22 protein-coding genes and 1 pseudogene are annotated in these 22,922 nt (G+C 47.3%); 11 read left to right on the forward strand and 12 right to left on the reverse strand.

Going from position 1 to position 22,922, the window contains the following annotated elements; translation table 11 throughout:
* Together NDA06_RS08520 and NDA06_RS08525 are read left to right on the forward strand one after the other, a co-directional pair.
* Positions 1-93, forward strand: a pseudogene (locus tag NDA06_RS08520) (IS630 family transposase); the annotation flags it as partial.
* Between the two features lie 21 nt (positions 94-114).
* Complete coding sequence (locus NDA06_RS08525) at positions 115-321, forward strand: hypothetical protein (protein WP_190413078.1); 207 nt, start codon at positions 115-117, stop codon at positions 319-321.
* Here the strand turns inward: NDA06_RS08525 and NDA06_RS08530 are convergent.
* From NDA06_RS08530 to NDA06_RS08540, 3 genes are read right to left on the reverse strand one after another with little or no spacing between them, the layout of a single operon-like run.
* On the reverse strand, positions 318-461 hold the full coding sequence (locus NDA06_RS08530) for a hypothetical protein (RefSeq protein WP_190987214.1): 144 nt from the start codon (positions 459-461) through the stop codon (positions 318-320). The genes NDA06_RS08525 and NDA06_RS08530 overlap by 4 nt on opposite strands.
* Before the next feature lie 9 nt (positions 462-470).
* A complete protein-coding gene (locus tag NDA06_RS08535) occupies positions 471-1,685 on the reverse strand; it encodes a DNA methyltransferase (RefSeq protein ID WP_190987213.1) in 1,215 nt (404 codons plus the stop codon).
* A gap of 5 nt (positions 1,686-1,690) precedes the next feature.
* Positions 1,691-2,494 carry a hypothetical protein gene (locus NDA06_RS08540; protein ID WP_190987212.1) on the reverse strand — a complete coding sequence of 268 codons (804 nt, stop codon included), beginning with the start codon at positions 2,492-2,494 and terminating at the stop codon, positions 1,691-1,693.
* A gap of 95 nt (positions 2,495-2,589) precedes the next feature.
* On the opposite strand from NDA06_RS08540, the gene NDA06_RS08545 reads away from it, so the two are divergent.
* Positions 2,590-2,733 (forward strand): hypothetical protein, encoded by a 144-nt coding sequence (locus NDA06_RS08545; protein WP_190987211.1) that lies wholly within the window; start codon positions 2,590-2,592, stop codon positions 2,731-2,733.
* A gap of 75 nt (positions 2,734-2,808) precedes the next feature.
* On the opposite strand, the gene NDA06_RS08550 is transcribed toward NDA06_RS08545, so the two are convergent.
* Positions 2,809-3,153, reverse strand: coding sequence for a helix-turn-helix transcriptional regulator (locus NDA06_RS08550; RefSeq protein WP_190987210.1), 345 nt, complete (start codon positions 3,151-3,153; stop codon positions 2,809-2,811).
* A gap of 564 nt (positions 3,154-3,717) precedes the next feature.
* On the opposite strand from NDA06_RS08550, the gene NDA06_RS08555 reads away from it, so the two are divergent.
* The gene (locus tag NDA06_RS08555) at positions 3,718-3,912 is read left to right on the forward strand and encodes a hypothetical protein (RefSeq protein ID WP_190438634.1); all 195 of its coding nucleotides are present in this window, start codon (positions 3,718-3,720) and stop codon (positions 3,910-3,912) included.
* A 173-nt stretch (positions 3,913-4,085) separates the two neighbouring features.
* On the opposite strand, the gene NDA06_RS08560 is transcribed toward NDA06_RS08555, so the two are convergent.
* Both NDA06_RS08560 and NDA06_RS08565 read right to left on the reverse strand, forming a co-directional pair.
* Entirely contained in the window at positions 4,086-5,396 is a 1,311-nt protein-coding gene (locus tag NDA06_RS08560; protein WP_348233228.1) for a nucleotide disphospho-sugar-binding domain-containing protein, read from the reverse strand.
* 579 nt (positions 5,397-5,975) lie between these two features.
* Positions 5,976-6,719 carry a DUF2993 domain-containing protein gene (locus NDA06_RS08565; RefSeq protein ID WP_190985516.1) on the reverse strand — a complete coding sequence of 248 codons (744 nt, stop codon included), beginning with the start codon at positions 6,717-6,719 and terminating at the stop codon, positions 5,976-5,978.
* 488 nt (positions 6,720-7,207) lie between these two features.
* Between NDA06_RS08565 and NDA06_RS08570 the strand changes: the two genes are divergently transcribed.
* Both NDA06_RS08570 and NDA06_RS08575 read left to right on the forward strand, forming a co-directional pair.
* The gene (locus tag NDA06_RS08570; protein WP_190985541.1) at positions 7,208-9,226 is read left to right on the forward strand and encodes a hypothetical protein; all 2,019 of its coding nucleotides are present in this window, start codon (positions 7,208-7,210) and stop codon (positions 9,224-9,226) included.
* A 122-nt stretch (positions 9,227-9,348) separates the two neighbouring features.
* A complete protein-coding gene (locus NDA06_RS08575) occupies positions 9,349-10,008 on the forward strand; it encodes an HAD family hydrolase (RefSeq protein WP_190985517.1) in 660 nt (219 codons plus the stop codon).
* A 126-nt stretch (positions 10,009-10,134) separates the two neighbouring features.
* Here NDA06_RS08575 and NDA06_RS08580 read toward each other — a convergent pair whose 3' ends face one another.
* The 3 genes from NDA06_RS08580 to pdxH form a co-directional block, all read right to left on the reverse strand.
* On the reverse strand, positions 10,135-10,599 hold the full coding sequence (locus NDA06_RS08580) for a translation initiation factor (RefSeq protein ID WP_190985518.1): 465 nt from the start codon (positions 10,597-10,599) through the stop codon (positions 10,135-10,137).
* 137 nt (positions 10,600-10,736) lie between these two features.
* Positions 10,737-11,249 (reverse strand): hypothetical protein, encoded by a 513-nt coding sequence (locus tag NDA06_RS08585; RefSeq protein WP_190985519.1) that lies wholly within the window; start codon positions 11,247-11,249, stop codon positions 10,737-10,739.
* 378 nt (positions 11,250-11,627) lie between these two features.
* Positions 11,628-12,272 carry a pyridoxamine 5'-phosphate oxidase gene (gene pdxH / locus NDA06_RS08590; protein WP_190985520.1) on the reverse strand — a complete coding sequence of 215 codons (645 nt, stop codon included), beginning with the start codon at positions 12,270-12,272 and terminating at the stop codon, positions 11,628-11,630.
* Between the two features lie 199 nt (positions 12,273-12,471).
* Between pdxH and NDA06_RS08595 the strand changes: the two genes are divergently transcribed.
* The gene (locus NDA06_RS08595) at positions 12,472-13,557 is read left to right on the forward strand and encodes an AI-2E family transporter (protein ID WP_190438655.1); all 1,086 of its coding nucleotides are present in this window, start codon (positions 12,472-12,474) and stop codon (positions 13,555-13,557) included.
* Between the two features lie 197 nt (positions 13,558-13,754).
* Here the strand turns inward: NDA06_RS08595 and NDA06_RS08600 are convergent, their stop codons facing one another.
* Positions 13,755-13,886 (reverse strand): hypothetical protein, encoded by a 132-nt coding sequence (locus NDA06_RS08600; RefSeq protein WP_277878341.1) that lies wholly within the window; start codon positions 13,884-13,886, stop codon positions 13,755-13,757.
* A gap of 54 nt (positions 13,887-13,940) precedes the next feature.
* On the opposite strand from NDA06_RS08600, the gene NDA06_RS08605 reads away from it, so the two are divergent.
* The 3 genes from NDA06_RS08605 to NDA06_RS08615 all read left to right on the forward strand — a co-directional run bounded on the left by NDA06_RS08605 (position 13,941) and on the right by NDA06_RS08615 (position 16,568).
* Positions 13,941-14,351 (forward strand): LapA family protein, encoded by a 411-nt coding sequence (locus tag NDA06_RS08605; RefSeq protein ID WP_190413090.1) that lies wholly within the window; start codon positions 13,941-13,943, stop codon positions 14,349-14,351.
* A gap of 29 nt (positions 14,352-14,380) precedes the next feature.
* On the forward strand, positions 14,381-15,199 hold the full coding sequence (locus NDA06_RS08610; protein ID WP_339380694.1) for a ScpA family protein: 819 nt from the start codon (positions 14,381-14,383) through the stop codon (positions 15,197-15,199).
* Between the two features lie 199 nt (positions 15,200-15,398).
* Entirely contained in the window at positions 15,399-16,568 is a 1,170-nt protein-coding gene (locus tag NDA06_RS08615) for an NDP-sugar synthase (protein WP_190413091.1), read from the forward strand.
* 73 nt (positions 16,569-16,641) lie between these two features.
* Here NDA06_RS08615 and speA read toward each other — a convergent pair whose 3' ends face one another.
* Positions 16,642-18,699, reverse strand: a complete 2,058-nt coding sequence (speA, locus tag NDA06_RS08620) for a biosynthetic arginine decarboxylase (RefSeq protein WP_339380229.1) — start codon at positions 18,697-18,699, stop codon at positions 16,642-16,644.
* Between the two features lie 373 nt (positions 18,700-19,072).
* Between speA and NDA06_RS08625 the strand changes: the two genes are divergently transcribed.
* Complete coding sequence (locus NDA06_RS08625; protein ID WP_190413092.1) at positions 19,073-19,762, forward strand: hypothetical protein; 690 nt, start codon at positions 19,073-19,075, stop codon at positions 19,760-19,762.
* Between the two features lie 109 nt (positions 19,763-19,871).
* Here the strand turns inward: NDA06_RS08625 and NDA06_RS08630 are convergent, their stop codons facing one another.
* A complete protein-coding gene (locus NDA06_RS08630) occupies positions 19,872-22,421 on the reverse strand; it encodes a CHAT domain-containing protein (protein ID WP_190985521.1) in 2,550 nt (849 codons plus the stop codon).
* Positions 22,422-22,922 lie beyond the last annotated feature (501 nt).

The raw sequence follows: 22,922 nt of genomic DNA on the forward strand, positions 1-22,922 counted from the left end.
TGGTCTTGGCTCAAGAGCCGCATCCGCAAACAACTCGACCAGTTTAATTGTTTGCGAGATGCAATCGAGCATGTCTTATGCTTGTCGTCCTAATTACCTTGGCGATTGCTATAAATGAAAGAGAATAGGATTACTCGAAAGCATCTGGTTTATAGTCTGCTAACGGGTCTGCTGATCGGCGCGATCGCTGGTACGCCGATCGGCTGGTTTACTCACCGAGCCTATGCTGAGCAACGTTTGGCTAAGAATTTAATTTGCCGAGAGCAACATCGAAATGAGCCTGTAGCGGTTGTGGAATCTATCTGCGGCTCAAGATTCTAAAGTTTTTTAATAATTGTTTTCGTGGGTGCGATCGCGCCCTTTTTTATTGCATCTAAAAGGATGCGATCGCATCCTGCCAATTTTGGCAGATTTAGATTTTTGCAGAGGATGCGATCGCTCCCAGTATTAACGACTTGCACTCTTCAAACTTACCATTCTGCTGTCACTAAAAATTCATATAATTCTTTTTTTGAATTTCTTTTTCTTATTACTTCACTTTGCACGTTTTTAAAACCGCATTGCCTCATTATGCTCATATAAATCTCTTCTACTGGAACAAGTGTATCGTAAAACTTAGAATTGCCAACAATATAGAAAATTTTTGCCCCTTTAACAAGAACATAGCTTAGGCTATCTATGTGGGTTACTATATCGACAAAATATTTATGAACGTAGTTTGCCAGGATAGGGCTTTGCTTATTAATCTCTTGAATTATACCTTTGAAGTTTTCATTTTTAATTTGTGTATTTCCAGGTTCCCATTGGGCTAAACGGCTAGTTGCTATTCCCCAAGTTCCGCCAATTGCTTGCCAATCTAAATCGCCTGCCTCACGCGCATTATTAAGGAAACCTAGCCAATACATATAAGGTCTTACTTCACGTATATAACTCATCCGGTTTGGATAGGGAGGTGAGGTAATTACGCAATCATACTTCCTACAATCGTTTATGTGAATGTAACGAGAGTCACTATTTTGTACAGAAACACTTCCTAAAAGATGTTGCTTTGCAGAATTAATAGTCTGCTCACAGTAGCTTACAAAATCATTAATAATTAAGTGTTTTTCATTTAATTTATTAAAGCTTATTTTTTCTTTTTTGAAAGACATAGATTGATGATTAAAAGCAGCGTTCGACCACTCTATTGTTGTTCTACAAAAAGCAATAAGCGCTAGATTTAAAGCCAAACTATCTTTTCCATTCTTCCTCTGGCTTTGTATCGCCTGAAAAAGACTTGCTAGTATCTTTAACCTTTCTGGCGACCACCAACGTTCAATGTAATTAAGCGGTGGAATCCAGAGATTATCAAATTGCTCATTTTGGGATGCTTGTTCCGCTACAGCACCAGCTATTTCAATAGCTGCGTTTAATTCACATGGACTGTAATGATGTACTTTTGATTGTGATAGCCAAGCTAAAAATGGGTTAATTTCTATCAGATTGCAATTAACTCCCCTCTCAGCACAGACTAACCCTGTTGTTCCACTACCAGAAAAAGGATCGAGGACAAGTTGTGGTTTTCCAACATATTCGAGGACATTTTGAACTACCTTGACTGAATAGGCTGGAGTCAAACGTATCCAACCGTGTCGCCCTTGCTTAAGATTGTCTTTGAAAGTCAAATCAGCCCTTTGAGAAATCATTCAGTTTATTGCAATAAAGCGGTTAGAACTGATTCTACCTCTTGCTTCAACCTAGCGGAATGGCGTTGGAAGAAATTTGCTAAGTCGTAACCTAGCACTTGGCGACAAAACTCGTATGTAGAGCTAGTTGTTGAACCATTAGTTGTACCTCGAAGTATTAACCAGCGTGATTTAATATAACGATCGGCAACGCTACTATCTATCTGGTTTGAAAAAAGTAATATTACTGGCAAATATCCTTCAGAGTAAGCTGCTGCTGCATTTGCAATATCAGCATTCTGGCGCTTTGAGTCTTTACTTTTATACCCTTGTCGGATTTCAAAAACAGCTCCTTTGAAAACTGGTATCATATCTTCTGATATGTTGACTGCTCTACAGGCATTTTGAACCCAGTTAGTAACTATTGGACGGCGGTCAAGTTTCGTTTCAGCTATTGGGATGCAGCAGTCGAGAGATAAAGTTTGTGTCTTCCCCTCTATTTTTTTAATTTCATAAGACCAGATTGATTGCTCTGCTGTCAGATTAAGGCTATCCATAATAATGCGTTGAATCAGTCTTTGACAACCTATCCCAACTTGTCGGTACACTGATGTCATGCCACCAGCGGCTTTATGAGCAGTGAACATTAGAGGAGAATCTAAGCCTAACCATGAGTAGAAGGGATCAGCTTGGTATAAGCTTTGAAATTCAGATAATGTTAGTCCTGCACTACCTCCAAATTTTGGTATGTAATTTTTACAAGCAGAAATTGGATCTATAACAATTTTGATGTACTCTTCGTCTTGCGCTTGCTCTGAAACAGAGGTCATATATTTGTGTCCCTAGCTCTGTTTTTAGTAGCTATACAATTCGGCCTTTCAACTTCCAAATTCCTTGTTTCTCAACAACGTGTAGTGATTATGCCATGAAACTTTATCTATACCACCAGTTGCGATCGCGCCCTTTTTTATTGCATCGGTCAGGAAGCGATCGCATTCTCCCCTTCACCACTAAAAGGCGATCGCCTAATTTTCTTCTGAGTGAGATCGCTACCTTATCAACAAGTTAGGCAAATCGCCCAAACTCTTGTTCACTTTCGCTTTCTGGTTAAAACTAGCCCAGAGCGAAGAAGTAACTGACACGTTCAGTCTCCGATGTTTGGGTTCCAAGCTTCCGTACCAATCAGCAGCAAATCTTCCAGCGTCAGAATACGATTCTCAGTCGGGTGTTCGGGTTTGAGAACATCTAAGAGTATCCACAAAATATCAGGTGCTGGTTTATTTAAGTTTCCATTCTCAATTCTTGAAATGGCTGCAATGCTCACCCCAAGAACTTTAGGCAATGGCTCTCCCAACCCTTCATAGAAGCGAGCCTCATACTCCTTCGTGTGTTCGCTCAACTTGTGGACACTCAAGCCTTTCGCTTCCCGACAGGCTCGTAAGAAGTTGCCCATCTGCCGCAGCCCTTCATCCGTAAACCTTCGTCTCAACGACTCTCTCTTCCTTATTACAGGTAAAACCGCTAGTAATCGCCTTTAGTGCCTAAAACTAAGCTATCATGCCCTACTTTGCGACTATTCGTTTCAAGTTAGTAACTTGAATCATTTTATGTTACAATCTATAAAGAGGGTTCAATTTTTAACCTTCCAGTAATCCCCCAACAAAGTAGTATTTCCTGCTCATAGCTGCCGGAAATTAAGCTGGATGAGTGCTGTTTGTGCTAGCGACAAGGCTCGCACGCCTGTACCCATCTACCCAATCAAATATCTATGAACAAATCCAAAGCAACAGAAGCACTGCGAGTAGCACCGGGAATTGCTGCCATCAAAGCAGCACTGAACCAAAGGGGCGATCGCACCTGCTTTCCTCCATAAATAGCCCATCTGGACTGTCTGGGTTACAGATAAAACACCAATACTAGCTGGCATTTCAGCGCAACCCTATCAATAGATGGGGACTGCACTCGCAAAAGAACGATAGCGATCGCCACACCCTTATCGCCATCCTTCAAAGCACATTCATCAAAAAACCCTAGGTATCATCGGGAAAATTTTATGACCTACTTTAACCAGCTTCACCCTTGGTGCCTAATGCGTCGCGTACCCAAGTTGCAATCCTCGGTTGTTGCTCGTTTTCGCCGCCGCTGTGACGCAGAAGCCCATCAGCGAGTCCTCCAACGCTTGGGTTCAACCGAAAGCTACAACATCGTTTTCGACGTGGCAGCAAAAGCTGCCGAAGTTACGACCTAAATAAAATCACCTCAAAAAACTCTCATCATCACTTCAGTTGATGTATAGAGTTTTATTTTGCTAACAGGATAGAACGCTGGCGTTCTATCCTGTTTTTTCATTAGAGGATTAGCCAACCATCACCGAAGCAGAGTCGCGGCGGACAATTCACTTGATAATTCACTTGATAGAGTTCACGCAACACTCCTAGATACACTAGATACATTGGACGTTAATTTCGACAGAGCTGGATGCTTGAACCCTACAGCCTGCTCAACAACATCAGCAGCTCGCTTCACGCCGCCTGATTGACGGATAGCCTGTTGGAGCCGAAATGCATTATTTGAGTAAGAATCCTCCGTAAGCACTCGTTGAATCGCGCCTCGCAACTTAGAAATGCTCAGACCGTCTGAAGGAACCACCTCACCCGTACCTGTCCATTGGATTCGCGCTCCAGTCCCCGGTTGTTCATAGGTGATGGGGATAGCAACTAAAGGAACCCCGTGGCTGAGCGAATCGAGTACTGTGTTCAGTCCCCCGTGCGTGATGGTTAACCTTGCTTTAGAAATCAATTCCATCTGAGGGGCATACTCTACAACCAGCGGCGAACCGGGCATCCTTTCAACCGCTTCTACATTCATCCCACCTCCATAAGAGAGAACCAGTTGAACATCCAGTCCAACGCAAGCTTCTGCAATGCAGGAGAAAATTTCCTGTTTGGTACTCTGCACAGTCCCCAGCGAAGCGTAAATTAGGGGCTGTCCGGTCAACCGTTCATGGGGAAAGGGAATTGTTCGCGGTGACGCATTACGGAATGGCCCAGTGTAATAGAAGTTTTCTGGCAGGTTGGCGCAGGGAAAATCAAAAGCAGCAGGCTGTTGGCTGATTTGGGCAAGTCGAGAACAGGAGAGACTGAAGCCTTGTTTCAGGGGCAACTTCCACGCTGCGCGATACTCATTTAGAGCTTTCTGAATCGGCTTGCTATTGCGATCTAATAGGTAATAAGCAGCTAGATTGCGAAGACGCGCCCACCAGGTATTCTGGTAGCTCCAGCCCATAAAAAAGGGGGGAACATCTGCCTGTCGGCGGATAGCTTGGGCGCAGCACACAGTAATAAAAGGGATATTGAGGGATTCAGCTACAACTTCACCCGCTGGTTCAAGCTGATCCACCAGCAGTGCTTCAATCCCCGCCGCTTGAATGGCATCGGGGGCATCTTGGCAGAACATTTCACTCACCTGTTGGCACAAGGTGACTGAATAACGGAGTGACTCTAGACGGCTCAATTGAGCGAGTTGCGCGAAGGACTCCGCAAGAAATCCGGGTCGATAAATCCCCTGCCCAATCGGATAAAAGTTTAGCCCTTCTGAGCGTACAGATGCCTCTAGATCCGGTATTTGCAGGAAAGTGACGCGATGACCGCGTTGTTGCAATTCTCGTCCCAACGCTGCCAAGGGGTTCAAATGACCTGAAAAAGGCGGGCAAATTACACCAAAGTGAGTCATGGGTCGGCTTAGATAGAGTTTTAATAATGAAGCGGTCTATTTAAAGCTCCTGCAAGCACGCCACGCATAAGGCTCAGACCCTATCCTCATAAAGCGGAGGTAATCTTACTTATTAGCAAGCAATCCTGCTTTTTTTTAGGAAACCCACGGTATGAACGCACTTTTTTTAAGCCTTGTAAGCAAAGACAACTTCCTGGTATCTCTACTGAGGGTTTTGGTTTTAGGTCAGCGTTATCCAGTCAGGGAAAAATACAAAAAGTAATCAACATAAGTAAGCCTCAAGAGCAACCAGTCGGTTAACTGATGATGCTACTTAGGAGATTAAAATCATAAGACTGGGAGCTTCTAAACCAAAATCAATAACAGGAGCGCAGAACCGGATAAAATAGACCTATTGGCTTCGGGTATTAAAAAATTCAGAGAAATAATCGGTTGTTAGCCTGTTAGTAACTAAAGTACCTGCTACTAATTCACTTCTACTTCTAGCTAAAGAATGGTAGTCCTGTTAAGTTAAATTGTAACTTTAAACACTAAAATTATTTGTAAACAAAAATTTACTCAAACTTGTGTAATGTCAGCTTAAGAGGAAGGAATCTGCTCAATATTAATGGTGGCTTGCAAAGTTAACTTACCTGCCACTACATCAATCTGCTGAAATTGCCGTGACATCCCTTTTTTGTCAAAGTCACGCAGGCTTAAAACTTCGCTCACTTGTGCGACCAAAACATCTGTTAGTTGTGGTGGGAGTTCCTTTCCCTCTAAATAATTCACATCTTGGAGGACAATTTCTTGCCCATTAGCTCCGATACGAGGTGTAGCTGTGAAGGCAAGTTGCTGAACTTGTCCAGTTTTATCCAGAATTAGCTCGGACTTCAAAGCTATATTGCCGTCTGCTAGTAGAGAAAAGTTTACTTTTTGGATATGAATTGATAGTTTTCTATTCTCAATAAAAATTTTGCTTTGGTGCAGATGTTTCTGAAAAGATTCAGAATTGAAGGCATGGGTAAGATTCTCTTCACTGATAACAACGCGAAGTGTTCCTTGAGAAGGCTTGGTTAATTTGATTTTGCCGATTAGGGCAAGACGAGGTTTGACACTAATCCGATTAATTTCTATTTGTAATTCTTCCGAGGGCAAAAACTTTTGTATAATTAGACCATTGATATTAATAGCGATAAAATCAACTTCACCACGGGAAAGTTTGCTTAGATCCGTCTTGATCTGAACTTTTAATTCTTCTACTATTCCCAGTTGGCTTGCCAGCGCCATTTCTGCTAGCTTGTTAAGCGTTTGTTCTCCCAATCCAGCTTTATCTGGGGTCACGCTACTTCTCCTATTGCCCTATCACTGCTCAATCTAGGCAATTTGCTTAAAAGAGTGTATCTACCTGATGGCAGAAGCAATGCTAGGACTACAGTTTTAGATAGCGAATAAACCGCTAAAGTGGTGATTATTGGGTTATTGAGACTTTTTAGAAATTCAATTTAATCGTAGATTGCGGGAGCAGTAAAATTTTAGGAATCAGGTCTATTTGTAACCTTCCTGCCGCTGTCAAAAATTGTGACAGCAGCAGTGGAAAGCCCACGAACTGCGGCAAGGAGGGGCTTTCCACTGCTGACAAAATCATCCTGGGAATGTACTGTATCAACAACACGCGATCGCGATTGTGCTAATTGTGTTGAAAAACCTCTGCTTTCTTGAGTGTAAAAATATACACTCAGTCGGTTCAGCCTCCAGACAGACGAGAGACGGCGTTTGTCCCTTTAAAGTAGCGGAGGTAATTGATAGATTTGCGAGGCATCGTGCGTTCGATGAAGGTGTTGCCGAAGGTACCGCGCCCATTTTTCCTGCTAGCTTTAGTTCTCGTTGTCATCAGCTTTTTGGCTTTTCAAATTGAGCTAGCGATTCCCGCAACACCCAGCCTCTACAACACCTTTACACCCCTTACGAAGCCTGCACCGCAGGAGATCGGTTCCTATGATGTGTTGGGATACGCGATCGCCAAAGACGAAGCCCAAAGTCTGCTGCAAACGGAGGAAGGGCGCAAGCAACTTTCACCGGAGAATGGGGCTGTTGCGGTTACTGAGGACTTAGTTAACCTGGGACGCAAAGCTTTTTACTCAGAAACTTTTAAAGATCAGGTCTTTCAGACCGATGTTGTCGGGGCGCTGAATGGGCCAATCAACCTGGTAACGATGACGAAAGCGATCGCGCGGCTGGGAGGGAAACATACCACCAACCTCCAGATTCCCATCGATAAAGATGTCACCATCGGCGGCAGAACTTTTACCGCCGGAACCTTGCTGAACACCGGCATGGACGTGCCTGCGGGTTCAATTCTGCCCCTAGGAATGCGTACCAGCATTGAGAAGGGTAAGGTTCGAGTCGGCATCACCTGCGCCTTGTGTCATGCAGCAATCGATAGCAGAAGTGGGCGCGTTATCGAAGGTGCGCCGAACAACGATGTCGATCCCGGCTTAGTCTTGGCGATGGCTACGAACTCCGCCGCCATGTTTCGCCAGACGGGTGTGAATCCCACTAAACTTCCCTTAGGCGATCGCACTTACATCAACGCTGATGGGGAAATCGCCCGTCTCCCAGATGCCAAAGCCGTAGAAGATGCCGTCGATGCCGATTTGCTCAGTTGGCCTCCGGGGAACTTTGATTCTACCGGCAACATGGTCAACAATCCTTCCCAAAATCCTTCCTCCTATACCCACAAAGCTTGGCCCTACGGCTGGAGTGGAAACGCTGCCATTGGCTGGTTTCACGGACTGACTACCCTCAACAGCAACGTTCACGGCACCAATTCCGACGCCACAACCGGGGCTGATTCCAGCCAAGCGTTACTAAATATTGACAAAGAAACTTATTTGGGAATTATTTTTCAAAATTCAGCCAATCAAGCTTTTCGGTTGCCAGAAGGGGCAAAACCATCAGAATTCTTTGAAAAAATCGATCCTACACCAGGGGAACCGGGAATGAACCAGGTAATTAAGATGCCTGGATACCCGAAAGGTTCGCCTTTTATTTTGGATGGGTTGATGGCAAACTCACCAAGATTCCCGGTCGGCGAACAACTTAATGGAATATCCGCATTTCAAAATAGCTTGGCACCGCCACCCGTTCAAACTGCTAGCACAGACACCCTGAAGCGGGGTGCAGCAATCTTCTCAAAAGCTGGTTGCGTTGAGTGTCATAGCGGACGCTACTTCACCAACCATGAAGTAATCGCAGCCGATGAGATTGGAACTCAGCCCTCACGGGGTCCGGCGCAGGCACCCTTTGCCCGCATCTTGATAGCACCCCAAACCTATCCCAGTAACGTCCCAGTCCCCCTGCCGCCCGATCCGCCGGTGCTATCAGTACCGACCGATATCACTCCACAGCGATCGCTAGAATTAGCCTTTGCCATCAGCAACCCAGCCGGTGGTTACAAAGTGCCTAGCTTAATTGGACTTGCCGTAACCGCACCTTATCTCCATGATGGCGGTGTGGCAGCTAGTTCCGAAGCACTGAAGCGAGATAAAGACGGCTTTAAAGTCGCCGATCCCAATCAACTAGGCATGGCAGGTACGTTGCTTAACAATATCCAGCCCGATCCCAGCGCAAGTTTGCGAGTGCTGCTGGATCGCAACCTGCGTGAAACAACGGTAGCCGTTAACCGGGCAAATTCTGACTTACAACAGTCGAATGTAGACGGCAGCGGACACGCTTATTGGGTAGACACCGAGGCAGGTTTCACTTCCCAAGATCAGACCGATATCATTCAATTCCTCCTCTCGTTGGATGATGACCCGGAAGTGCTGCCAGCGGTAGCCTCAAATTAGCGATCGCGTTTTTTCTTCGCCCCGATTCAGGGGCTGAAAGGAGCGAAACGAGAATCAAAGCAGAGAAAATCCCGCTTTAAAAAGGGGGACAAATACAACCAAAATCCAAAGGTAATACAACCATGACAGTGCAAGGCGTAATTTTAGATATCGATGGTACCCTGGTTCTGAGCAATGATGCCCATGCCCAAGCTTGGGTTGAGGGATTTGCAACGTATGGTTATGAGGTACCCTTCGATAAAGTTCGACCGCTGATTGGGATGGGTGGCGATCACGTCATCCCAGCAATGGTGCCGGAATTAAATGACGAAGACGGAGATGGGAAAGCCGTTTCTCAGAAGCGTCGAGAACTAATGGTCAACCGCTTTGCACCAACACTGTCTCCTACAGACGGCGCAAGAGACCTGATCTTGAAAATGCAGGAGGCTGGATTAAAGCTGATTATCGCTACCTCTGCATCAAGTCAAGAACTCTCCCCGTTGCTGAAAGCCGCACAAGTTGACGATCTACTGGATGAAGCGACAACTTCTAGCGATGCCGATGCCTCTAAACCAGCACCAGACATCGTGGAAGCAGCATTGAAGAAGATGCAAATGGAACCCAATCAAGTAGTGATGATTGCCGATACTCCCTACGATATTGAATCTGCAAATAAAGCTGGTGTGGGTGTAATTGCGGTGCGTTCTGGTGGCTTTGACGATAATCAACTCAAGGGTGCGATCGCTATCTACGATCACCCAGCCGATCTGTTAGCAAATTATGACAATTCTCCCTTGAGCTAAACACGGTAAGGTCTGTTTTTTTTCAACTCCCTACATTTAGTGAAAAGGCAGTAACGAATTCCGTTACTGCCTTTTTACTTGCTTTTTTACGATTGTGTACAACTTCTAGTTGCTAACAGCTTTAGCTTACCAGCCGCTACTTTCCTGGTCTGCCGGATCGCCGTAAGGATCTTCGCTAGCGGGGTGAACATCTCCGAACTGCCCTTGGTAGTCTGCTGGATCGCCGTAGGGATCTTCGCTTGCAGGACGGACATCTCCAAACTGCCTTTGTCCGAACTGCCCTTGGTAGTCTGCTGGATCGCCGTAGGGATCTTCACTCGCGGGACGAACATCGCCATACTGCCCATATTCTCCCGGATCGCCAAAGGGATCTTCACTGGCAGGGCGAACATCGCCATACTGCCCATATGCTCCCGGATCGCCGTAGGGGTCTTCGCTAGCGGGACGGACATCGCCATACTGCCCATATTCTCCGGGATCGCCAAACGGATCTTCACTTGCGGGGCGGACTTCCCGATCGTCGTAGTTGCTCGCGTCTTGGTCGTTACCAAGCAAGGCATCCTGCATCTTTCTGATAAACCCATCTACCATGATTTGTCTCCTTTTTCAATTGCTATGTGAAACGGCTATGTAGAGGGTACAGATTGATTCCTCATTGCCGTTGTGGATCTTGGCGCTTTTATGGCTGGTCGGGCGATCGCATATCTGCAACCCAGAGATAGCAGCGCTTACTGTGCTGGAACCGGAACCGGGGCATCAGCTTCAGCCAGTCCCCTCAGGTCGCGCCCTGTGGGTCTGTTGTTATAGCCCTGGAATTCACGGTACTGTCGCGCTTCCTCCTCCGAAACTTGAATTCCTCCCGGTGGCGGCGTTACCCAGTGAGGGCGATTCTGGGCATCCCGGTAGTAAACGCGACCGTTCTTAGAAAGGTAGTATTTCCCCTGCGCCCCCTGCTGTTGCTTGTTCTTATTCTTGTTGTAAAGATAGTAAAGTGCCGCCGCTCCCGCCAAAGTGATTGCTACTTTCTGACCCGTTGATAATCCTTTCTTCGCTTGCGGCTGAGGTTGGTTTGTGGGGGGAGCATTAGTCACTGTTCCACCCCGCGTATCGTCAACAGGTGGTAGCGGAGTGCTAGTCTGCGATTCTCCGCAAGCATTCAAAAACGGAACCATTAGTAACGCTGAAAGCAGCAGCGCCATTGGGCGTAAAAATCTTTGACGCTGTGGGGGTATTGTATTCATCAATTTCCTGTTCTCCCTCCGTTACAGGATGTCTTGTTATGACGCACTCATGAGGAAAACTTGCACTGTTCCAAAAACACTTTTTTCTTCAATAAATTTCCAACAACAAGTTTAGAAATTGAGTATTTACCGCTGACCGACAACAGCACAAGTTAGTGTTTTTGTTTCCACCCAATCATGAGGCAAGTTAAGAATAATTCCCTACAGCTCTAGATAGAATTTTGAGTAAAGGCTTCATCCAAGAGGAATAGACACGACAGGCATTTACCAACTCGGTCAGCTTCGGAAGAAAGAAGAAATACACAAAAATCAACCCCACGTATTGCTTATAAAGATAGGGTTTGCCTGTTTTTATGGGCTTTCTGAAAGTATTCTTTCTTAAGGTGATAATCGCTCAATTACCCAGTTGCCATCGTCACCTCGTCGATAGTGCAAGCGATCGTGCAGGCGACTCGGACGCCCCTGCCAAAACTCAATTGTTGTAGGAATGACTCGAAAGCCTCCCCAATGGGGCGGTCGAGGAATTTCCCGATTTTCATATTGCTCTTTGAGTTCCTGCAAGCGTTGCTCAAGGATCTCGCGGTTTTCAATGACTTGGCTTTGCCGCGAAGCCCAAGCCCCCAATTGGCTTAAGAGCGGACGGCTGTGAAAATAAGCTTCTGATTCAGCATCTGAAACCTTCTCCACTTGCCCCTCAATCCGCACTTGGCGTTCCAGTTCCGCCCACCAGAAGACTAAGGACGCCCACGGATTGACGAGGAGTTGTTGTGCTTTTTGACTTTTGTAGTTCGTGTAGAATACGAAGCCTTGTTCGTCGAAGTCTTTGAGTAGAACCATTCTGGCGCTAGGTTTGCCATCAGCCCCAACAGTCGCAACAGTCATGGCATTGGGTTCGAGAAGCTCAGCTGCCCGTGCTTGGTCAAACCAAGTTTTAAATTGTTGAAAGGGATTGGGGTCGCTATCCGCTTTGCTCAGTCCAAATCGGGTGTAATTTTTACGCAGATCGGCTACGCTTGTATCCATCTTTATATTTTTTCAATCCCTAATCTAAGTATTTTAAAGTCTTGCTTGACCCCAGTTTTCATACATCCTACAAAAAAATTTATCGCTTGCGGCTATATTCATAGACTTTAGACTTTAGACTGGCTATGGGTTAGAGTGTAAAGTCTAGCCAGTCGTTCTACGAGTACCCAGGGAGCCACTGCTACAGGTTGTGAGTGCGATGCGCCGTTCAGCCAATCTTCAACGCCTGCTGATTCTCGGTTTGACCGGCCCGATTGTGGCTTTAAATATCTGGGTTCTGTCCCAGATATTTCGCTATTTTGAGCATTTAATTACCATCCTCACCATTTCGGCAATTCTGGCTTTTTTACTCAATTACCCGGTGCGGGTGTTAGAGCAGATTCGCTTCAAACGGACACAGGCGGTAATTATCGTTTTGGTGGTGACTTTAGCGGTGCTTGTCATTTTGGGCGTGACTCTTGTCCCGATATTGGTAGATCAAACGACTCAACTGTTCAAAAATATTCCAGATTGGTTAGAGGCAAGCAATCAAAATTTAGATCAGTTGGACGCCTGGACAAAAACTCGTCGTTTGCCTTTGGATCTCAAAGGGTTTAGCCGTCGCGTCAGTTTTCGGATCGAAAACCAAGCGCAAGCTCTAGCAAGTCAGGCGTTTGGCGTGGCACTAGGGACGTTGACAGGATTAATCGATGTCGTGTTTGTGGTGGTGCTGGCGTTTTATATGTTGCTGTATGGCGATCGCTTGTGGAAGGGTTTGTTTAATCTCCTTCCGTCTCAGATCGGTCTGCCGTTGAGCGAATCCCTGCGGCTAAACTTTCAGAATTTTTTCATTACGCAAGTCCTCCTAGGACTGTTTATGATGGCAACGCTGACGCCAATCTTTTTGACTCTGAACCTGCCGTTTGCCCTGTTGTTTGGTTTGTTAATTGGGGTTGCCGAACTCATTCCCTTTATCGGTGCTACCTTGGGGATTGGGATGGTGACGCTTTTGGTGATGCTGCAAGATTTTTGGTTAGCCGTTTGGGTCGCGATCGCATCGATTTTCATGCAGCAGATCAAAGATAACGTCCTTGCTCCTAAGTTAATGGGCGATTTCACCGGACTTAATCCAATCTGGATCTTTATCGCTTTATTGATCGGAGGTCAGATAGCTGGACTGTTGGGAGTTCTCGTGTCTGTGCCCCTTGCGGGTACGATTAAGGACACCATCGATACCCTCCGCCTTTTGCGTCAGCCCTCAGTTGTGACGACAGAGACGGTTTCCCGAAACCCTAATGACATCTGAAGGATTATCAGAATAAATACCGCACTAAAAGCTATCAGCACTACAAACCAAGCAAAGATGCGCTTGGCAACTCAAAAAAGATTCTGCACGATCCCCAATATTGGTTGGTGTGTGCCATTCCAAAACTTTTATTGTTGTCCGATGAGGAGAAATCGGCTTCTACTTGTCATACGAAATAAGCGCGATCGCTCTTGCACTCAGACAACATTAACAGGTACCCCTTTTGGGTTCAAGATTTTCTCAAAACTGGCGAGTGTATGCACTTGGCGTAGACGTAGAGTAGGATAGGTGAGACTCAAATCCTTCTCATCCTTAAATAGGGAATTCATCTCGTTCTTCCTTGTAAAATTGGCAAGGGATCTGCATTGTTTAGGAGTTCATTGATGCGACAGATTAATTTTTTGCTGATCTTCGCGGTGTTACTAGCGCTAGTTTTATTCAGCTTAGAAAATACCGAACCTGCCGCCATTCAAATTGTTCAAGGTGTCGAAGTGCAAGCGCCCTTGTGTATTGAACTGATTCTGGCGATGGGTCTTGGAGCTGTCTTGGCGTGGATTTTTAGTATCTGGGCGCGGTTGCTGCGAAGTCTAGAATCTGGAAAACAATTGCGTCAGATGCGTGCCAAAGACGAGCGCATCCAAGAATTAGAGGAAAATATTGAACACTACAAGGCAGAAATTGAAGAGAGACAAAGTCTGCCCTTAAACGCGACCCTCCAGACTGAAAACACAGAGGTAGTTGGAGGGAAGCTAGCAAGTCTCGCGGCAGCAAAAGAACAGGAATCCCTTGCCTAATCAATTTAGCTTCATTTGAGCTTGAGTTTATGCCGATGACCATTGGCCCAGCCCAGGAAGCGATCGCCCTTTTAATCGATTTGGCTCAGCGGGGAGAAATCGACCCTTGGGATGTCCAGGTGATTGAGGCGATCGATCGATGCTTATTGGAATTGGAGAAAGCTGGGGAGAAGCTCTCTGGCACCTTTGAAGTAGAGCTGTCCCAGTCCGGGCAGGCGTTTCTGTATGCGTCCATGCTGGTATTGCTCAAGGCGGATACCCTGTTTTCGCAATCGCTCCCAGACAATCTCGAACCCACTGAGGACGAACTGGACGACACCGCCGCCGATCCCAGACAATTGCCAACGCGGTTGGAGCGCCATTTGCGACGCCGAGGGACAGCAATGCCTCCCCAAACTCGTCGTGTAACCCTACACGAATTAATCGAACAGCTACAGCAAATAGCCACGGTACTGGAAGAAAAACCTGCTGGCCCAAACGCGATTAAAGACCCAAGTTACCGTTCCCAGTCTCGTTCCCAAACCGCCCGCGCGATCGCTGCCCTCGCTCACCAAGAAAATCTGACCGAAACCGCAGCTCACCTAGATCGGTTTTTGAGCAGTCATTGGCCCCAAATGTCCCCCGGTCAGGATTGGCTGGAATTAGACCAGCTGTTAGAGTTATGGGCAGGGGTAAAACAACGGTCAGCACCGTTAAACGCGCATCAATTGCCTGAAGAGGTGGAAACTGCGCCGAAACACAATGACCGAGTGGGAGTTTTTTGGGCGCTGTTACTCCTGTCTGCTCAGTCTAAGGTAGAGTTAGCCCAAGAGGAGTTCTACCAAGACCTAAAAATCCGAACGCTGTAGCGATGATTCTGTACTGTAACAGGGGCGCATTCAGTTCCTGCCGGTATGTTGATTAAACGCTAGGGTGAGAAACATCTAGAATATCGACAAGGTCAATCGACTAAAATATTTGACCAGCCATCCCTTGCCTCCAGTGAAGGGATGGGGTACAGCTAAATTGCACGAAAACAAAGTGGCCTAGGTTGAGGAAAAAATATTCATGAAAGCCATGATTCTGGCGGCTGGTAAAGGTACCCGCGTTCGTCCGATTACCTACACCATTCCCAAACCTTTAATTCCCATTCTGCAAAAACCAGTGATGGAGTTCTTGGTGGAACTACTCAGGCAGCATGGGTTTGACCAGATCATGGTCAATGTCAGCCACCTTGCTAACGAGATTGAAAGCTATTTCCGGGATGGTCAGCGTTTTGGGGTGCAAATTGGCTATTCCTTTGAAGGCCGGATTGAAGAAAATGGCGACTTGATCGGCGAAGCGGTCGGTTCTGCTGGCGGGATGCGTCGCATCCAAGACTTTTCTCCGTTTTTTGATGACACCTTTGTGGTGCTGTGCGGAGATGCGTTGATCGATTTGGATCTGACCGCAGCGGTGAAGTGGCACAAAGAAAAAGGCTCGATCGCGACGATTGTGATGAAATCAGTGCCACAGAATGAGGTTTCCAGTTATGGAGTCGTTGTCACCGATGAAGAGGGACGAATCAAAGCCTTCCAAGAAAAACCATCAGTGGAGGAAGCGCTCAGTACCAATATCAATACCGGGATTTATATTTTCGAGCCAGAAATTTTAAATTACATCCCCTCTGGCGAGGAGTATGATATCGGGGGTCAGTTATTCCCCAAACTGGTAGAAATGGGTGCGCCTTTCTACGGAATCCCGATGGACTTCCAGTGGGTGGATATTGGCAAAGTGCCAGACTACTGGCAGGCAATTCGCAGCGTGTTACTGGGAGAAGTCAAAAATGTGGCAATTCCCGGACAGAAAGTGGCTCCCGGTATTTATACCGGATTAAATGTAGCGGTGAACTGGGACAAGGTTGACATCACAGGCCCAGTCTACATTGGTGCCATGACACGCATTGAAGATGGAGCCAAGATTGTCGGTCCCACCTACATCGGACCCAATTGCTGGGTGTGCAGCGGTGCCAAGGTGGAAAATAGCGTGATTTTTGAATACTCCCGCCTAGGCCCAGGAGTGCGCTTAGTCGATAAGCTGGTGTTCGGACGTTACTGCGTGGATAAGACAGGTGCCACGATTGATGTCCAAGCCGCAGCCCTCGATTGGCTGATTAACGATGCTCGTCAAGTTCTGCCCTCTAATCCGCCAGCAGAACGGCAAGCGATCGCCGATCTGCTGGGGATGGAAGCGATTTAAGTCATTGGTCAGCGGTCATTGGGAAATAGGTAGTTGGTCACAAGTGGATTCTCTACCCATTTCCCATTACCCATCAGGACGACAGATAAGTGTACCGACTGAGACTCTGCTCGTAGTTTTGCAGCAATCGCTGGGATTCCTGAATGGTAATGCGCTTATCCATAAGCGCTTGTTCGCATAGCCGACGAATCTGCTCAATCAGATCCTCAGAATCGTACTGTACGTAACCCAAGACTTCCTTCATGGTGTCACCTTTGACGACATGTTCAATCCTGTAAGCCTTGGGTGTCAAATGAATGTGAATCGTGTTGGTATCGCCAAACAAGTTGTGCAGATTACCCATAATTTCCTGGTAAGCTCCATTCAAGAACATCCCCAGGTAGTAAGGTTCGTCAGGCTTCAGCGTATGCAGTTCTAAAACCGACTTGACATCTCTGAGGTCGATAAACCGATCGATTTTGCCATCGCTGTCGCAGGTGAGGTCTGCCAAAATTCCCCGCCGTGTTGGTTCCTCATCCAGCCGATGAATCGGCATGATGGGAAACAGCTGGTCAATTGCCCAACAATCCGGCGCTGATTGGAAGACAGACAGGTTGATATAGTAGATGGAAGCCATAATTTTTTCTAGGTCTTCCAGTTCGTCGGGAACGTATTCCTGCTTCCTGGTAATCGCTAGAATTTTTTCACAACAAGCCCAGTAAAGACGCTCGGCTCTGGCTCGTTCGGTGAGGCGCAAAATCCCCAAATTAAATCGGCTGATGGCTTCTTCTTTGAATTGAGCGGCGTCGTGGTATAGCTCTTGGAAATTCTCTTCGTTTATAGATTGGTAGGTTTCCCAGAGGTAATTAATAATTGGAGATTCACCCTCTTTTGGGGGTTCGGGTGCCCCAGATGGGACATCGCTGGTGCCGAGAACATCAAAAATCAGCACCGACTGATGGGAAGCGATCGCTCTCCCACTCTCGCTAATCAGCGTGGGAACGGGTAACTGGTGTTCGGCACAAGCTTCTTTCAACTCTGCCACGATATCGTTGGCATAGTTCTGCATATTGTAATTTTTGGAAGCGTAGAAATTGGTTTGAGAGCCGTCGTAATCCACGCCCAAACCGCCGCCGACATCGAGATATTTCATGTCAGCCCCCAGCTTGGCTAACTCGACGTAAATCCGGCTAGCTTCTTGGATGGCATCTTTAATGACATTAATTGCGGAAATCTGAGAGCCAATGTGGAAGTGCAGCAATTGCAGCGAATCCAGCAAGTCAGCGTCTCGTAATTCGTTGACCGCGTGAATGATTTCGGGAATGGTCAAACCAAATTTAGCGCGATCGCCCGTAGATCCTCCCCAGCGTCCCACGCCTTGGGTACTCAGCTTTGCCCGGATGCCCAAAATTGGCTTAATGCCCAACTGACGGCTGGCTTCAATACACAGCTGTACTTCTTCAACCTGCTCTAAAACGATCAGCGGCGTTTGCCCCAGTCGAGACGCTAACATCGCCGTTTCGATGTATTCTCGGTCTTTATAGCCATTGCAGATGAGTAATGCCCCAGGCGTATCCAACATTGCCAAAGCAATCATCATCTCTGGCTTCGAGCCAGCTTCCAAGCCAAACTGATGGGGTTTACCAAACCGCACCAAATCTTCAACCAAGTGTCGCTGCTGGTTGCACTTGACCGGAAAGACACCTTTGTAAGTACCGGAATAGTTGTAACGCGCGATCGCTTTCGCAAAACAAGCATTTAATCGCTCAATCCGGTCTTCTAAAATATCTGAAAAGCGAATCAGCAGTGGTAGCCCCAGATTGCGCTGCTTCAGGGCGTTGACCAGTTCAAATAAATCTAAAGACCCACCGCGCTCTCCCTTGGGAGAAACTGTAACGTGACCGGCTGCATTAATCGAAAAGTACGGTTGACCCCAACCTTCAATCCGATACAGGTTCTCACTGTTTTCTATTGACCAGGATTGGGGCAAGCTTTCACGGCTTAGCCGAGTTAAAGCCATATCATGTTTTTCCCGTCCTGCATTTCTCCGGGCAAGGGCACCGGAGGTGCCACGGCGATTCGATGAACTTTGTGCCACAATTTCTTCTTCTGATGGCTCTTCTTCAATTGCAGGCGTAAACTGCTCGCCCATTTTTTTATCTATCCTCCCTGTGCCCTGTCGAGTAGCTAGTCTATCGCATTCATTTATCATAGGCAGGTGTCTTGTCTTGAATCAGTACCTGCGGTTGGATGTCTGCTTAATCCCATTGTTACCAAAATTTGTACTTGGGGATTGGGGATAAGTAATTCTCTGCTTTGAGAACTCTGAAATCTCCAAAATCTCTGGTTCTTGGCTGCTACAATCATCTCTTTGTCCGGGTTACTATATTTTCTTTTTTTGGAAGATCGCAGGCAATTTTTGCTAAAATCTGCCTCTAGTGAGTTATACCGAGTTTTTCAAAATTTGATAAAACTTTGATATAAATTACCCAAGATCAATCAGCCGTGCTAGTTGAGGGCGTTCAATGCTCAATCAGCCCGATAAGCCTCCTATACAGCGCTTTAGCCTTGTTTTCCTGTACCAGATGGTTCAGAAGTACCCACTCGCCTTTTGGGGCGGTTTGTGGGCGTCCATGATTACCATCGCAGCAGTAGCAGCGCTAGGTCTATTTAGTACAGGCCCCATCGAGCAGGAGGAATCTAAATCTGTTGAACCGATGCCTGCCGAAACGACGGTTCCAGAACCAGAGACATCACTACTGCCAAGCTTCACAACCAGTCAGCCATCTGGAACCCCGTTGCCCGGTTTTACAGCGGTGCCGGAAGTTCCGGAAGCTCGAAAGCAACAGGAAGTGCCACGGTGGTTGTATGGTGCGATCGCCTTGGGCTTTGTCACTGGAACGCTTTTGATAGCGCTAAACCTGAGTCGTTCACCGCAGCGTAAATCTCTCAAACGGTCAAAGCCGACTGCAAGCGTCCGCAAAAAACAACGCCGCCCGACTCAAAAGCAAAAGCGTCGTCCCATGCCGCCACAACCGGCAGAAGGCTTCTCTAAACCTCAAGAAGTGCCCCTAATGATGACAAATTATGGGATGACTGAGGTAACGGTGGTGCCTCCAGAAGAAAATCATCCTCTGGATTGGGGCGAGGATAGTCTGGCAGAAATCATGGATCTGCGAAAGCGACAGTCTCTCTCTGCGTTGCTCAAAAAGTAATTACTATAAAACTTTTGAGTTTTGAGTTAGAAAAAAATTCTTAATTCAAAACTCAAATTTTTTTACTAATTACTAAAATTCAACGTGCAAGTAGATGTTTTTTCGGGAATTACTTTTGACTTGTCGAAAGTAGCGATCTCCAATCTTTAATTGCTTTTTCTGTCCAGAGCCAGTTTTTACTTAGGGCCTCCGGTTGGAAGTTAACCGGGTCTTCTGAGATCGCCTTTTGTCGGAGCTTCCGGGCTTCATCCAAAAGTTTTGCTTGCTTATCAGCAGGTTGAGATGCAGCTAATTTGGTCAGCCCAATTGCTAATCCGGCATAAGTTGTCAAAGCTTCTTGTTGGGCAACCGAGCCAGCAACAGTAGCTTGCTTTTCTTCTATCAAGTAAAAAGCATCAAACCAAATTTGGTTAGCACGATCGAGATTCCCTTCTAAATAGTAGGCAAACCCTAGGGCATTCAGATATTTAGCAGATTTGGGTTGCTTTTTGACCGCTTGCTCCCAAAATCGACGGGCATCATCCAAACTGTAATCCTTACTGCCAGTTTGAACAGACTGCCACGCCAGACGCCCTCTCAGGAAGCTGATGGCTGGGTCGTCGATTTTCTGTTTGTTAACGTTGTCAAGCGCCCCTTGGGCCTGCTGTAACGCTCCTCGGTTCAATAATTCTTCTACAGCCACCCCGGCGGCGGATAAGTTATTTTGACTGAATTGTTCAATAGCGATCGCCGTGACAGTCGGGGTATTGGCTTTCTGGAGATTGACATTTTTGAGATTGGGGCTAGGGAGCGCCGGAAGTGAGGTTGAGGTATTCTCCTGAGAGAACAACAAGTCTGAAGGTTGCGGACGACGTTGCAACAACCAGAAACCCAAAAGCGCGATCGCCATCGTCGAGCCTAACGCCAGCAAAATCAGTGGGGCACGCTTGACTCGTCGCTGTCCCTTCTTCCCTTCATCACGCTGCCAAAATCGCAGCCGGGGGTTCCCGGCGGCATATCCCAGTAGCGATTCTCCCGATCCCGCGTTTTTCGGTGCTGACTCAGCAGCGATCGCTGCGGCGACGGGTTGGGGGGGGGTTTTCGACTCGCTGGGCGGGTGAGGGGCGATCGTTGTCTGATTTTCTCTTTCTACAGGTCTGTCCCTTGTCTGGTCTACCTCAGTTTCCCTCGGTGTCTCTGCTGCTACTTCAGGCTTTAGCTGGCGAAACAGATCCGCAACCAAAGCCGAGTCGTCTTCGTAGCCAATATCGTCATACTCCAAATCATCAACCGGATCGGTCCAGTCGGGATCGTCATCCCCGTAGAAGTCATCCTCTAAGGAGTCTAAAGCCTCGTCGGTGGTTAAGAAACCGGATCGAGATCCAGTCGGCGCTGCCGTGAAGACCGCTTCTTCCTCCCTAGAGAGAGGATTCAGCATTCCTCCCCAAGCAATGTCTGCCCCAGAAGCGTCAGGCAACTGAAGTCGCTCTGCTTTGGCATTGATGGCATGATGACCTGGTGTCAAGTAACCGTCAAATTCCGGGTGAAGATAGAGGATCGGTAAAGCCCAGTAAAGCTGGCGAGAACCGTAAGTAGAAATTAAACTTTGCCGCGCTCGGCTCAGGCTGAGGTCAATCGGATAACCTTGATTCAGATTGCCGTAAAACCGCCGTGCCAAGGTCAAAGCGACTTGATCCGGAATGCGTTCTGCCATCGCCAGCACGCTCTTGATACCGCGTTTGACCAGCGCTTCTGCCAAATTTCCCTCTGCGGCACCGTCGCTGGGAGCTGAAGCGGCGGTATGAGCGCCCCGACAGGAGTTAAACACTGCGAGCTGGATGCCGTTATTGACGAGCAACCCCGCTAAGTCATCTCCGCTTAACATCTCCGTCAGCCCGGTTTGGCGGCTTACGAGGTAGAGATTGCCGCCGTAGGCTCCTTGGTCGCTATGACCTGCGTAGTGGAAAACTTGATATTGACCTTGTTCCAGCTCGTGCGTCAGCTGCTCCGTACCCGGTTGCTCCAGAACGGTGAGTTGAATTTCGGGTAAGCCATTCCGGGAACGGTGACTCAGTTCTGCTTGCAGGTGGCTGACTTCTTGTTTGAGCGCCAAACTTTCCTGGTCGTTGGGGGCAGCGATCGCCATCAAGATTCGCACCGCCGGTTGATTTGACCCAGAACCTAACGAAACGGTGGGACTTCTCAACCTTGTACTCATCTGGTAGCGGGAGAAGGCAACATCGGTTCCAGTTGCCAAGGGGCGATCGCCATCGTGCAATACTTCCCAAGGTAAGCTCAGTAAGCGACTATCTTTTAATCCCAAGCGCAGCCGCAATACTTCTTGCCGATCTTGAGCGATCGCTTGCGCGATCATCCAACTATCTCGCAGCGTTCCTTGGAACAAAGCATCGTACATCTGCTGCCCCAGCGCCACCAAGTTAAGGGAAGATTGGGCGGCTTCTCGGTTCGGGGAACCCGATCGAGAAATATCGCTAGGAGACAAAGCCATCAGCAAAGGGTCATTCATCAGGTGCCTCGCCTGAGCTAACCAATCCTCCACTTGCCACGTTACCTGCTCTTCGGCAAATGGGACGGCACCCGGTGCGGCAACCCATTCTGTCCGCACCCAATATTTACTTTCCCCTAAGGGATTTACAGAGATATGAAATTCCTGAGCCACTGCTACTATGCACTCCTGCTTCAGTTAGAACCTTCTAGCTGCTTTTCTTACCTGGAGGAGGAACTGTTTCCCTTTCTTCCTAGATAGATTCAAGTTACTTAAAGTTTCCATGAAGGGCAGTTTCGTTTTCTTGAACGCTGATGCCGTTGATGGATTCCGGGAAAGGGAGAGAAAATTTCTATTTATTCTAATTTAATCGTTAAATTTACCCCAACTTAATCCGGATAGTTGAGGAATCCTTTAGAAGAGTAGATTGGTAGATGCACCCTGATTGACATCCCCTGGCTCACCGGTTTGAGCCGGGGATTTTTTTTTCGGTTCGTTAGGCGGTGTAAGACTTTCTGGATTTCTCCCGGCTTCAAAGGCGGGTTAGGGGGGAACTGACACAAGTTGCTTGGCATTTCCATCCCTCAACCCCGCGATGGGAGAGCCACTGTGCTAGAAATAACGAGAAGCAGAAGGCAGATTAGCGATCGCTCATTCGCTGTTAACGAATGACCA

The sequence above is a fragment of the Trichocoleus sp. ST-U1 genome, assembly GCF_039961835.1.
Classification (GTDB): domain Bacteria; phylum Cyanobacteriota; class Cyanobacteriia; order Cyanobacteriales; family FACHB-T130; genus FACHB-T130.